Source organism: Sphingobacterium sp. GVS05A, assembly GCF_019969845.1.
GTDB lineage: Bacteria > Bacteroidota > Bacteroidia > Sphingobacteriales > Sphingobacteriaceae > Sphingobacterium.
On sequence record NZ_JAHXYR010000007.1, the window covers coordinates 121,821 to 136,104 of the forward strand.

General features: G+C 42.1%; 7 protein-coding genes. 4 read left to right on the forward strand and 3 right to left on the reverse strand.

The window, feature by feature from the left end; genetic code table 11:
* On the reverse strand, positions 1-1,704 hold the full coding sequence (locus tag LC454_RS17780; protein WP_223583807.1) for a RagB/SusD family nutrient uptake outer membrane protein: 1,704 nt from the start codon (positions 1,702-1,704) through the stop codon (positions 1-3).
* 13 nt (positions 1,705-1,717) lie between these two features.
* The gene (locus LC454_RS17785; RefSeq protein WP_223583808.1) at positions 1,718-4,918 is read right to left on the reverse strand and encodes a SusC/RagA family TonB-linked outer membrane protein; all 3,201 of its coding nucleotides are present in this window, start codon (positions 4,916-4,918) and stop codon (positions 1,718-1,720) included.
* Positions 4,919-5,171: 253 nt separating this feature from the next.
* Here LC454_RS17785 and LC454_RS17790 point away from each other — a divergent pair, with 253 nt between their 5' ends.
* Positions 5,172-5,864 (forward strand): outer membrane beta-barrel protein, encoded by a 693-nt coding sequence (locus LC454_RS17790; protein ID WP_223583809.1) that lies wholly within the window; start codon positions 5,172-5,174, stop codon positions 5,862-5,864.
* Between the two features lie 116 nt (positions 5,865-5,980).
* Here LC454_RS17790 and LC454_RS17795 read toward each other — a convergent pair whose 3' ends face one another.
* Positions 5,981-8,371 carry a TonB-dependent receptor gene (locus LC454_RS17795; RefSeq protein ID WP_223583810.1) on the reverse strand — a complete coding sequence of 797 codons (2,391 nt, stop codon included), beginning with the start codon at positions 8,369-8,371 and terminating at the stop codon, positions 5,981-5,983.
* Positions 8,372-8,835: 464 nt separating this feature from the next.
* On the opposite strand from LC454_RS17795, the gene LC454_RS17800 reads away from it, so the two are divergent.
* The 3 genes from LC454_RS17800 to LC454_RS17810 all read left to right on the forward strand — a co-directional run bounded on the left by LC454_RS17800 (position 8,836) and on the right by LC454_RS17810 (position 14,271).
* Positions 8,836-9,456, forward strand: a complete 621-nt coding sequence (locus LC454_RS17800) for an RNA polymerase sigma factor (protein ID WP_223583811.1) — start codon at positions 8,836-8,838, stop codon at positions 9,454-9,456.
* Positions 9,457-9,519: 63 nt separating this feature from the next.
* The gene (locus LC454_RS17805; protein ID WP_223583812.1) at positions 9,520-10,500 is read left to right on the forward strand and encodes a FecR family protein; all 981 of its coding nucleotides are present in this window, start codon (positions 9,520-9,522) and stop codon (positions 10,498-10,500) included.
* Positions 10,501-10,617: 117 nt separating this feature from the next.
* Positions 10,618-14,271 carry a SusC/RagA family TonB-linked outer membrane protein gene (locus LC454_RS17810; protein WP_223583813.1) on the forward strand — a complete coding sequence of 1,218 codons (3,654 nt, stop codon included), beginning with the start codon at positions 10,618-10,620 and terminating at the stop codon, positions 14,269-14,271.
* Positions 14,272-14,284 lie beyond the last annotated feature (13 nt).

Consider the following 14,284-nt stretch of genomic DNA (forward strand, 5'->3'; position numbering starts at 1 on the left):
TTACCAATCTTGATTTTGTGGCAGAAGTGCCGCGTTCATCTCTATTTCTTGTCCCGGTACCGGCCAAAGCTTATGTCGGGGTTGATATCCTCTGGTAACAAGATTATCGCCTGTAACACCTTTTTCAATAACACCCTTCGACACATCTTCCAATAGATTCCAACGTTTGAGATCAAAATAGCGCCATCCCTCGCCTGCTAATTCTACTGCGCGTTCGTGTTGGATGCGTTTACTCATTTCCGCTTTACTGTTAACGACCAGGAATGAACTGCCGCTATTTAGGGCAGGCATTTTCGAACGTATACGTACCTTATTCAGTTCCGTGATCGCCTTATCCAGCTGATTGGTTTCATTATAGGCTTCGGAAAGCATAAGAAGCACATCTGCCAAGCGAAGGATCGGGAAGTTAATCGGTGTATGAGCACGATCGGTAATCGCTCCTTTGAGATTGCCTTCGGGTACAAATTTGCGCCATAGGTAGGTATACCAGCCCCGATTATTACGGATCTGCCCGAAATTTTCATTTACCCCCGTTGCAAGAATAAATTGCATGTCACGTTCTTTGTTGGCGTTCCAGCCCAAATAGTGTGAATAAGGGACAATAAGCGTCTGATTCATTCGTGGATCCCGGTTGGCATAGATCTGACGTAGCTTGACTGTATCAGGTACCTTCGTCAGTACACCACCGGATTGTGTGGATTCCATCGCTTGCTTTTTAACAGCATTGTCTGTATTATAATTTGGGAAATGGTCATTCCAGTTGAAAGGACTTCCGTCTCGGTTTTCATAACGGTCTGCAAGCCGTGTACTTGGCATACAGTTGTTCCAGTCACTGCCAAAAGTTGATCTTGTCCCCATATAGAAGGCCATAGGCATCCCATAAGGAAATCCTGTTCCGCCCATGTTCTGTATAGCAAAGATCATTTCAGGAGCCTGATCCCCTTCCATGGTAAACAACGCCGCATAATTAGCACTGAGGTTATAACCGTAGTTGTTGGTTTTGTTATAGACAATTTCTTCAAAATCCCGGATTGCCAAAGTCCAATCTTTATTATACAAGGCTACTTTTCCTCTCAAAGCATAGGCCGCACCCTTTGTGATTCGGCCATAGTGTTTTGCATCATACGTTACAGGTAATTTATCGACAGCGTAGTTGAGGTCCGCAAGGATGAATTTCTTGACGTCTTCAACGGAAGAACGGCTATTTTTGAGTGAACTAAAATCTCTGTTTAGATCAACTGTTTCGTCATATATTGGCAAAGCTCCATAAAGGTTTGTCAATTGAAAATACATCAGCGCGCGGAGAAATTTTGCTTCGGCAATAAAACCCTCCTGTTTGGCTTTATCTATGGTCATCGGCTGAATATTGGCGATGGCATGGTTACAGCGTTGGATCAGGTCATATCCCGCCTGCCACCTATCCACAATTACGGATGAGCGGTCTGTAAATGTACCGCTGATGACCTCGCCTAGGCCCGGAGGATCGTAGCCTAGCCCAATATCACTGAGCCCATCATAAGAAAATTGTAAACCGAAGGTCGCTTCCTTCTTTAGATCATTATAACAACCTAATATGCCAGCGAGCGCCTGGTCTTCATTTTGCCAGAATGTATCGGCACTAACCTGACTGTAAGGTGTTGTATCGAGCTTATAACAAGATGATAATGCAATGCATCCAGCTATGAGTAGTGAAATCTTTTTCATGATATTTGACAACTTAAAATGTTAAACTAAGACCGAAGACAGCCTGTTTCATTGTTGGATAATTGGTGCCACTCACCTCAGGGTCGAATCCTTTGTAACTAGTAATCGTCCAGAAATTTTCCAACGATCCAAAAACACGTAGATTCTGAACCTGGATCCGTTTGGTAATCTCATTCGGAATGGTGTAGCCGAGCTGGATATTTTTTACACGGATAAAAGCTTTGTTCTGTAACCAGAAGTCACTATTTCTGGTGTTTCTTGTATCTGTATATGGCAAGAGTCGTGGATATTTGGCATCGGTAGCCCCATCTTTCCATCTGCCATCTGCGATTTCCTGGTTGATCTGATAGCCCCAACGTACAGTTGGTGTGTAGTAATTATCTATCCAAATAGCCTTATTGCCTGCATTCCCTTGCAGGAAAACCGAAAAGTCAAAACCTTTATAATCAAATCCCATATTAAAGCCATAAGTGATCCTTGGCGCAGTACCATGTCCGACAGGTACCCGATCATTGTCGTTAATGATGCCATCGCCATTGGCGTCTTTATATAGTAAATCCCCTTTTTTTGGTGTCCCATAGGAGGCAAATGGGTTTACTTTTTGGTTTGTATTTGGATCAGTAGGAGCATTGTCGATCATTTGTTGTACGAGTTGCATGTCTGCATCTGTCTGCAAGATGCGATCGGTCAACAAAATATACTGCGTGTTGATGGCATAGCCCTCTTGTAAAAGATTTGCTCCTGAAATAGATTTGTCGTTGCCTTTAAATTTGACCACTTTATTGTCAATGAAGGTGAAGTTACCACCGATATTGAATTTAAAATCATCCCCAATTTTGTCGCGGTAGTTGAGGTTAAGCTCGATCCCATTATTGCGGACTTTTGCTGCGTTGGTACGTGGTATGCTTGCATTTCCGACAACTAAAGGTGCAGGAAGGTCGATCAGGATATTGTCTGTTACTTTATTGAAAACATCAATTGAACCGTTCAATTTATAATTGAAAAGGTCAAAATCCAGACCCGCATTTAGAATATAGGTATTTTCCCAGGTCAATAAGGGGTTGCTCAAGACAGTCTGGGCAAACCCGACATAAAGCTGATTGTTCAGGATGTAATTGGCCGGATTGTATAGTGTCTGATATTCGTAGTTGTTAATATTAGCGTCTCTACGGAACGATGCGTCTGAAGTACCATTGTTGCCCAATACACCATATGAGGCACGGAATTTAAGACTTGGCATCCATTTGACATCGTAGAAATCTTCGGAAGATATTTTCCAGCCGAACGATGCCGAAGGGAAGGTACCCCATCTGCTTTTTCCGGTCATAAAGCGCGATGAACCGTCGGTACGAAGATTGGCTTCCAATAGGTATTTATCATCCCAGGAGAGGTTGAGTCTTCCAAAGAAGGAGCGCATGGCCCAATCCGTGATGTTGCCGGAAGCCGAAGCATCCATTGTCGCCGCGTTTAACACCGTAAGTGAAGGATCGACGAGATCCAGTTTGGATGCCGCAAACCAACCATCTTTAAAATATTCCTGGCTGGCACCCACCATCACTTCATAATTTAATTTATCAAATAGCTTATTCTTGTATTTGGCAACTCCGTCCATATAATAACGATACGATTTAACAGACTCGTTGGTAACAGAGGAACGCCCAGTGCCAGCGGTGGCGACTGTATTAGTCAAGAAATCCCAACGATCGTTGAACACAGGTTGCGAATAGATAAAATCGTCATCATAGGTATAGGTGTACGATCCTTCGATAGAAAGGCCTTCAATAGGTTTTAACTTTCCATAAAATCGGGATACAAAACGATTCTTATTAATATTACCCTTTTGAGCATACAAGCGGTGAAGCACATTGTTGGATTGTGGGTTCTCTTCCGGATTGCTGGGCGAACCAAATCGGCCATCTGGAGCTCTTAGTACCATACCTGGTGTACTCGCTCCCGCAAAGGTGAATACATCATCAATGATATTGGTGCCGATATCGGTCTTTGAGACGACACCATTGATATTAGCTCCAAGTGTAAGCCAGGGTTTTACATCGGCTTCGAGGTTGATACGACCCGTATGACGTTTGTAGGTAGCTTGTTCAATAACACCGGGATTGTTTAATAGGCCATAGGAACCGAAAAATTTAATTTTTTCACTTCCACCTGTAAAGGACAGATTGTGGTTTTGGCTGATCTTATTTTGAAATAGTTCAGACACCCAGTCTGAATTGGGATATTTCAACGGATCTTGCCCTGAATTTTGTCGCCAAAGATCTATTTTTTCCTGTGAAAATGTAGGTTTTGCATTTGGATCGCCATTTTTGTAGCCTTCATTAATCAGCTCCATATAATTGGCGTAGTTGGAAACCATTTGGATGGTATTGGATGGTTTCTGGCTAGAGAAATAATTATTATAGGTAACCTTAAACTGTTCGGTCTTTCCCTTTTTAGTCGTGATAAGGATAACACCATTGGCTGCGCGTGAACCATAGATGGAAGCTGAAGCTGCGTCTTTCAATACCGACATACTTTCGACGTCCTGTGGATTGATTAGGTTCATATCACCGATAACACCGTCGATCACAACAAGTGGATTCGAATTGTTTAATGTTCCCTGACCACGTACCCGAAGAGTACCACCATCGCTACCCGGTCTACCAGAACCTTGATTGACATATAGCCCCGGTGCCTGACCTGCTAAACCCGCAGATAGGGAGGTAACGGGTCTGCTTTCCAGGACTTCCGACATTTGAACGGAGGATACCGAACCTGTCACATTCTCTTTTTTCTGCGTACCGAAACCAACCACGACAACCTCCTCAAGCCCTTTGGATTCTTTATCCAGGGTGATTGTTAAAGGTGAACCGGCATGGGCAACAGTTTCGATGGTTTTGTAACCGATACTTCTTACCACCAAGGTGACATCTTTCTGTTGGCTATTGAATTCAAATAAACCGGTTGCATTAGTCGATGTGGCTTGATTGGTCCCTTTGATTTGGATCGTCACGTTTGCTATGGCCTTACCTTCACTATCTACGACTTTACCTTGGAAACGCTGTTGTATGGCTAGCGAAAGCTTGCTATGTGTAACTTTAGGGGGCAATGGGGCGGCATGGGAAGTTGCCATATTGGATACGACCAACAGGCAGGATAATGGGATTGCCGCGTGCACCCAGCGATTTTTCGCAACGGATGCGTTTTGGATCTTGATCATAGGCTTTGTTAGATTTAATTGGATGAAAAAATGAATTTTCTGTACTGTGAATTTACAGCATTCAGTATGAACGATTTTGACATTTCGTCGCAATCGTTTTCGTAAAGAAATCAGTATGCTTTTAGCTGAATTTATGTTGAAAATAAGCTAGATAGGTAGTGAAATTGGATTTATTCCGTAAATTGATGGTCAATGGTAGCGATTTACATTTGTTTATCGTTAACAATGAAAATTATATAAACCTATTTTCTTTATGATGACTATCAAGAAACTGTCGTTATTGTTATGTTTGTCGATCGGGGGCTGTCTCGTACATGCACAAACAAAATGGAATGTGAAAGCAGGCCTGAACTTCTCAAATATTGATGCCAAAAATAAGGATGGTAATAAGGCAAATACGGAATCCGTCGGAGGTCTGTATTTGGGATTTGGTCCGACGATAAGAATGAGCGAGCGTTTCGCTATTGAGCCTGCGGTAGTATTCGCTAAACGGGGCTTTGAACGAAAAGAAGGTAAAATCGTAGGCTGGGGTGAGAATTTTAAGGCGAATACTTCCTATCTCGAACTACCCATAGATGTTGTTGTTAATTCACCAATCGGTAACGATCAACTGCAATTTGGACTTGGGCCTTATATAGGCTATGGATTAGGGGGGAAATGGAAAACTTCAGAAGCAGTCTATATTGGAGATATTGAAATTGGTAACAAAGGAGATATTAAATTTCAAAATGATGCGAGCATAGCTGATTATGGAGATTATATTCTTGGAAAATCGTTTGATTACGGTGTTCGGGCCAAGTTAAACTATCTATTCAGGGGACATTATCTTGTTGGCGTGGAGTTTCAAAAAGGGATTGCTAACCTGGAATCAAAATGGGCAGATTATAAACCTGGGGGATCGCTAAGAAATCGTTCATTTGGAATTTCTTTGGGTTACAAGTTTTAGAAACTACTTTTTTAATATAGCTATAAGCCTGTATTTGAAAAGATTGATTCCTGAAATCATTTTAGGAATCAATCTTTTTATGTCGTAGGTCTATTCGAGTCTATTATATGTAGTGTTTAGAATTCGATCCTATAGTTAATAGTCGGGATGATACCAGTCCATTTTTGCGGTTCGATGATACGTTTGCTGAAATTGTAATGCATCCCGACAGTATTCTCTCTATTAAGGATGTTTTGAATATCCAGAATAAGGAGATGACTCACCTTTTTACGGTTGATCCGGTAGCTTGATGAAAAATCAAGTCGAATATAAGGATCGGCAGTTAAGGTATTAATTCGGCTTTGATCGATAATTTCCTCATCTAAACGCAAGGATTCATCTTCCAATACCGGAGAGTATTTTCTGCCGCCAGCATAGATCAGTTTGGCATTCATACCAAATAAGTTATTTTTATTCTTTCCTACTGTCCATTCTTTTCCCAATAATAGATTGCCGACATAGCGTGTATTGAATGTCGTATTGTATTCTTTGCCATTGAGTGCTTTGAATTTGGAATCAAATACCGAAGTGGTGGCCATAAAATAATAACCTTTGCTGAGTGATTTTTCAACCGTTAGCTCAATGCCATAATTTCTACCTGTACCTTTATTGACCAGTTGACGATAGGTTGATGTACCAATTGCCGAAATATCTGACACATTCAGCAGGGAGAAATTCATTGCTGGATCTGAAGAAACCGGGACATTATATAAATGTTGATAATAGACTTCGGTCTTAACCCGGAGTGTACGACTTAGATTCTTTTCATATCCAATGACAGCTTGAGCAGATTTGGTAGGAGATAGCGCGGTATTATCTGTTGTATTTTGTCCGGTTCCGCTCTTGGCAAAATAATAGCTGAGGGGTTCTAAACGATTGTAAAGTCCGGTACCAAAGGATACCGTCTGGTCTGGAGCGACCTTCCAGTTTAAACCCAGTCTGGGTTCAGCAGTCCAGCTCTTACTTAAGGTAAAGTAGTTGGCATGTACACCCGTGTTTAACGTCAAACGGTCGGATAGCTCTGTTTTGAGTTGTGCAAAGGCGTCATAGGTACTGGTACTTCCGTTTTCATTGATCCGTTCTTTTAACGCGGCAAGTTCGGTATCGTAGGTTAAGGCATAGAGGTCATAGCGAAGCAGGCTGGCATTGATACCTGCGCGGATTGTGTTTTTACTGTTCGCTCTATAGTTAAGGCTACCGGCATAGCGGATTGCGGTATTTGTAAATTTATCTTTGTGATATAGGCTAGCTATATAATCCTGTGTCAGGGTATCTGTTTTATTGGAATTACGGCTGATTGATGCCGAGATAATATTGGTGAAATACAGCCTATCGTTGGCGATATATTGATGTTTTAGTCCGGCACTTCCGGCGTTAAATCTCAGGTTCATGTCCTGTGCATCTGTGCGTTCCTCCCATTCCTGAAAATTACGTTTGGCAGTTTCTTTGACTGTTCCCAGACCGCCGATCCCAAACAACGAAAATGTTCCGGCCTTCTTGGTTGGAAATACAAAATTAAAGGAGAGATCCTGATATTTTGGGATACCGGTATCCGAGACTTTTACACCTACTTTTTCCAATAGACTCAATGAGGAGTACCGGTAGCTGATTAAATACGATGCATCGCTTCCTTTTTTGAAGGGACCTTCTAAAGTTGCACCTACTCCCAATACGCCGACATTGAATGTGTATTCGCGTTTATCGGTATTTCCCCTTCTAAATCTAAGGTCAAACACCCCCGATATCGCATTGTTGTATTCCGCGGCCAGTCCTCCTGTATAGAAATCAGATTTCCCCAAAACCATCGTATTGAGCATACTGATCCCTCCACCAGCGGCACCCTCGGCTCCAAAATGGTTGGGATTTACAATTTCGATCCCTTCCAATCGCCATTGTAAGCTCTTTGGGGAATTTCCGCGCACAATTATCTCATTGTCATCACCACCAGCAACGACTCCGGGAAAACTCTGTGCCATTCTCGCTGGGTCAAAGAAAGCGCCGGCATACCGATTGGTCTCCTCAGGTGAAAACGAGCGACCACTGGTCATCGCCATTTGATTTAAAGGTTGTTTTCCCGTATTGGCGTAAACGACAGCTTCGTTTAGTGTGTTTGCCTGCGGCTCCATTTCAACATTAAGTATATTCTCACGTCCAGAGGTAATAAGCAATTCTGATAATTCTTCCTGTCTGTAGCCAGCCATACGCACCCGCAGAACTTGACGACCTACAGGAACTTGTAGGAGTCTAAATATACCTTGCTGATCTGTACTCACAGATTTTGTATTGCCATTGGAGGACAGTACAATAGTGGCGCCAACAATTGGAAGTCTTGTATTTTTGTCCAGGACAGTACCTTTGACAGTCTCGGTCACGACCCGTCGGTTTGTCTTCGTCGAATCTTGTGCCTGGGCAAGTGATTGCGTGGCCTGGGTCGCCAGTGCAATTATTAAGATTGATGTTAGTTTCATATTGATTAAGCTTTATCTCTATGACAGCTAACTTTCACTTTACCCTTATCGATCAATATAAATTTTTTAAAACTAGTTTTTTTTCTCCTCAAAAATTTCAAATGGCTGGAATGTTATTAACAAAAATGATTCTTATATTCAGTTAATTAACATTGTTATTAACATTTTTAATCTGTTTTCGATAGGATGATTTTTTGGAAAAAGACGGGTGTTAATTGGTTATTTCTTATCGGTAAATCTCAGTCAGTTATGCTTCGCATATTGTTTAGGTTTTCAACAGGATATATGCTAAGACTAAGCTAATTAACACGGTTATTAACAATAAGAAAGAGCTTTTATGCAAGAAGCTTATCGGATGTTTCCCTAGGCATAATGAATTTTGTCTCATCCGAATGGGAAGATTGGGTTTAAAATCTTCTGGAAAAATTAACATTCCCGTAATCTTGTACCACTATCTTTGTAAAGTGAAAACTACCAAAGCCAATGTAGATAACCACTATTTATCACGTTTTAAATCGGGTGATCCAAAAGCTTTTACCTTTTTTTTTGATTTGTATTGGGAGGAGTTGTATACAACAGTCTTTCGCCATCTTAGGGATGAAGCCTCCGCAAAGGATCTGGTGCAAGAAGTTTTTATACACATCTGGGAAAAACGCCATCTCATTAACACCGAATATAGCTCCTTAAAATCCTATCTCTATACTTCTGTTAAAAACAAATTACTCAATTATTACGCTGCTGAGCGGGTTCGTAAACAGGTGTTTGACCGAGCTGCCGAACGAATGGAGCTATTTACCAATTTAGATGATCACAATCTGGCAAAGTACAAGGCGTTGGAGGTCATTGTGGAAGATTCTATTGGACGATTGCCCAAGCTGATGCGATCGGTTTATTTGATGCGCTATGAAAACTATTCGATAACGCAAATCGCCAAAGAGTTAAACCTCGCCGAACAGACCGTCAAAAATTATTTGTCGGATGCAAGAAGAATCCTGCGTCAGGAATTGACACAACGATTTGCTGATCGTGATTCTATTTTTTTACTCTTCGCCAGCAGTTATCTGCTTCATTATTATTTAATATAAAAAACATATTAAATTAAAGTACTTCGAGGGTATTCACCTGTATTAGAATAAAAAATAATAACAGTGAATATCGAGAACTTTAAACGTACAATACAAGATTACCTGCAGGGAAAATTGACCGAAAGGGAAAGTGAACAGGTGGATCGTTGGTATCAGTCTATTACAGAAGAAGATATCAATCCATTTCATGATGCTGCCCATTGTCATGCGGTAAAGGACGAACTGTTTAAACGGCTTGTACCAACAGTACAGGCTGAAAGAAAAAGCGCAGTTCGGATCCAGCGGTTTCGCTGGTTGTCTGCCGCTGCGGCAATTCTATTACTCGGTATCTCATCTCTTTTATTTTTGCAGAATCATCAATCAGCTCTTCCTTCTAGGAAAATACTAGCTGAAATGCAGCTTACGCAAACAGTGACGAAAGCTGGTGAATTGCGGGAGATTTTTCTTCCTGACGGAACTTCCGTTTTTCTCAATGGAAATACACAGATTCGTTATGATAAGATAAATTATGGGAAAAGTAGAGCCATTTTTTTAGATCGGGGCGAAGCTTTTTTCAAGGTCAAACGTGATACCCTGCATCCATTTACGATAGCATCAGGAGCTGTCTCAGTCACTGTATTGGGGACATCCTTCAATGTCAATCGTTCGCAGGCTTCCGGAAAGGTTACAGTTGAAGTTAAAACCGGAAGCGTAAAGGTGTCGGCGAAAAAAAATGGACAACAACATACCCTGACCCGGGGTAAAGCCGCATGCTATAGTCTGGCAAAAAAGCAATTTGAAATTTTTGATCAGAATCCAAATACCGTAAACCTATGGACACAAGGTGGCATGCTATTGAGCAATGTGGGATTCAACGCGCTTAAAGAAATTATCTACAACCGTTATGGTGTTGTATTGATTGCAGACAACCTTGATACGGATAAATTCAACTACTCCCTGATGATTCCTCAGGTTGAGTCATTGGATCAGGTTTTGAGTATGATCTGCACCATTCATCAAATCAAATTTAGGAGGGAAAAAAATGAAATAATCTTACACAAATAAGCTGCATAGCAGAAAACGACGGAAAATCTATGAAAAGAAAAGTGCTCATCTGGCAAACCGCTAAATCGACCAGTGAGCACCTTAATAAGTCATGTTAAAAAACATTCATACAAATATATGTATAAAATAATAAAGCTCACCAGCCTGGCAGCAAAGCTCGCGCTCTGTTCGGTGCTTTCTATTTCAGGAACAAATAGTAGTGCCAGGTCAATGGATAGCGTACATCTGATACCTAGCGATCTGATCAATATTCATCTCCGTAATGGTAATGCGGCTGAGGCTGTGCTCCAGCTGTCACAGGAAACAGGCCAAGCAATTGGCTATGATCGCAATATTCTCCAGCTGGAGCGTATAGCAATAACTGAAAAGGTATTCCGCAATGTGCGTCTCGATGTGGTATTGAACTATATTTTGAAAGGTACCGACATCCAATCAAGGAAAGTCTCGGGTGGGATTGTCCTTGTTCGAAATGCGAGCAAACAAACCACTTATCCACTGAAGTTGCAGATTTTAGATGAGGACAACAAACCTGTAGCTGGTGCGTCGGTGCATGTGCTCCAGGCGGAACAGAGGAGCTTGTCTGATGCAAAAGGGGAGGTAACCATCAAGTTGCCCGCAGGTGAATATCATGTGGTGATAACACATGTTGGTTATCAGAAAAAGGAGCTCCATCACGTAAAACTTGATGATAATAATACTGCTGTACGTCAAGTGGTTTTAAAAGGAAATGAAAATGCGCTTGACGAAGTCGTGGTGACGGCACTCGGGATCAAACGTCAGGATCGTTCCCTGGGTTATGCCGTCGGAAAGATTAAAGGCGAGGATCTCAACCGTGTCAACAATGATAATTTTTTAGTTGGAATGGCTGGGAAAGTTCCCGGAGTCTCAATCAGTTCGACCGGGCCAACAGGCTCGACAGTCAATATGGTGATTCGAGGAGCTTCTTCATTGAGTACAGACAATCAGCCTCTTTTTGTCGTCGATGGGGTGCCCTTGATGAATAGTCTGAATAATATCGGTCAAATCGGGGATGACAATAAAGTCGATTATGGTAATGCAATTGCCAATATCAATCCCGAAGATATCGAGAATATCTCGATCTTAAAGGGGCCTAGTGCGGCAGCTCTTTATGGTTCCAGAGCGGGGAATGGTGTTGTATTGATTACCACTAAGACTGGGAAGAATGCTGAAAAAATGACCATTGCTGTCAATAGCAATACGGTATTTGATATTCCCTATAAGTTTATCGACTTGCATAACAAGTTTGCTAGCGGTACAATGCCCTGGAGACCCGGTGACCAGCCAGGAGATTTGATCATCGAGGAGGAGTCAAGTGTGATGCTCGGCCCCGCGTTAGACAAAGGATACAAAGCTGTTCAATGGAATAGCCCGCTTGATGAGCAGGGTAAACCGATCCCAACGGAATTGAAATCGTATCCGGACAATATTAAGAATTTCGTACAAACGGGCATCACAAGCTCCAATGGTATTTCCCTGAGTAATCGCAGTGAACGATTGGATTATCGTTTTTCGTATTCTAATATGGCAAATAAAGGGATTATTCCCAATTCAGACCTTTTTCGAAATACGTTAAATATCAATTCAACAATGCGACTTCGAAATAGTCTGACTTTAGGTCTTTCACTGGATGCCAGCCGAAATAATTCAAATAACAGGCCCGCTGGAAATCGGGGGACAAATCCTATTCAGGCGGCCTATGAAGTTGCTCCACATATTAATATTCTGGATCTAAAAGATTATTGGCTGACCGGACAGGAACAGATACAACAGCGTTCCCAATCCATAGGCAACCATAATAACCCATATTTTTTGGCCTATGGCGTCAATAATGCCTTCACACGGGACCGTGTGTTTGGAAATCTACGACTGGATTGGAAGATTAAAAAAGACTGGACTGCAATGCTGCGGTATGCCACAGATGTTTACTGGGAAAATAGGGAAACAAAAATACCATATAGTTACACCAATGAACCCCGAGGTGCCTATGGTATCATGAATCTGATGAATATGGAACAGAATATTGATTTTCTAACCACTTATACACAGAAAATGGGAGATTTCAATGCAACTGGTTCATTGGGTGGAAATCTACGCTACAATCGCGGTAAGTCGGTGCAAAACATATCAAAAAATGGTGCGGGTCTAATTACACCGGGCTTATATACTTTGGCAAACATCAGTCCACTGAATCTGGACTTCTATAGTTCAATCTCGGAAAGAGCAATAAACAGTGTGTATGGATTGGTGAATCTCAGTTACAAAGATATGGTTTATCTGGATCTGACAGGGCGTAACGACTGGTCTAGTACGCTTCCGGTAGACAACCGATCCTATTTTTATCCTTCGGCATCGTTAAGTATATTGGCCAATCAGGTAGTGAAGCTACCTAAAGCTATCAATTTAATGAAGCTTAGGGGCGGGGTCGCGCGTGTCGGAAATGATACCTATCCTTATAACTTATCCAATGTGTTGAGTAATCCGGGTAGCTGGGGTGATGTACTACGTTTGACGCGCTCAGGAGCACTCTTAATTCCTAATCTGAAACCGGAGATTGCAACATCTTATGAGTTGGGGATGGATCTCGGCTTGTGGAACAATCGGTTAAAATTTGAAGGGACTTACTACAAGCTGGAGAATAAAAACCAGATTATCTCTACGACGCTCCCGAGTTCAAGTGGTTTCAATTCAAAGAATATTAATGCTGGATTATTGAGTAGCAGGGGTATCGAGCTGGCCCTCTCAGGACGGCCTATCGCCAAAGAAAATTGGTCCTGGGATCTCGGGCTCAACTGGCATCGCAACCGTACACGTATCGATGAACTATCGGAAGGTGTGGAATTTTATACCTTCTGGACCGACGGTAGAGGGGGAGCACGTACCTATGTGGGGGAAGAAATAGGCGATTTATACGATTCGAAGCTGGTCACTGTCGAAGATCAGTCGTCACCTTATTACGGATTTCCAATCCTAAACAAAAATGGTTCCTGGCAAGCCGTCCGGATCAATAATAGCCGCAATAAGATCGGAAACTTTAATCCGGATTTTACTATGGGGCTGCAGTCCAGCCTAAGGTATAAAAAGTGGACAATGAATATTGCAGCGGATATGCGTTTTGGTGGAAAATTCATGTCGCAAACTTATCGGTATTTTGAATCTAACCTGACCACACAGCGTTTTCTTGATCAGTTGATCAACCCTAAGGGGATGACGGGCGAAACGCTTCGAAATTACCTGATAGACAATAATCTGGTGCGAGTGGAAGGGAACCGCTATCCGATTGTTGGTGGGCCAGGCGAAGAGTATGGTGGTTACCCCGTGAATGTGGGGGGTGTCATCGGAAATTTTGGTGTGTTTAACCCTGGGGTTATTGCCCAATACGATGATAAGGGGAATATCACAGGGTATACTGAAAATCTAGGTGCTGAGGGGACCAAGTATATTGCTTACTCAGATAACTATCCCTGGGACTTTATGAATGCCGCAACATTCGATGCTTCATTTATCAAACTTCGCGAACTTTCTTTTAGCTATGATCTGTCGGGAAAATGGTTGAAGAGGCTCGGCATAGCGAATGGAAGCCTGGGGATCTATACACGTAATCTGATCTTATGGACCAAAGCAAAAGTAGGAATAGATCCCGAAATGGCCTTCCAACCCGAAACAGGCATCGGATTTAAACAGGGGATTGAGCGTTATAACGTGACGCCTTGGTCAATGCCGATAGGATTTAAAGTAAATGTGACATTTTAACACCGCTAATAAC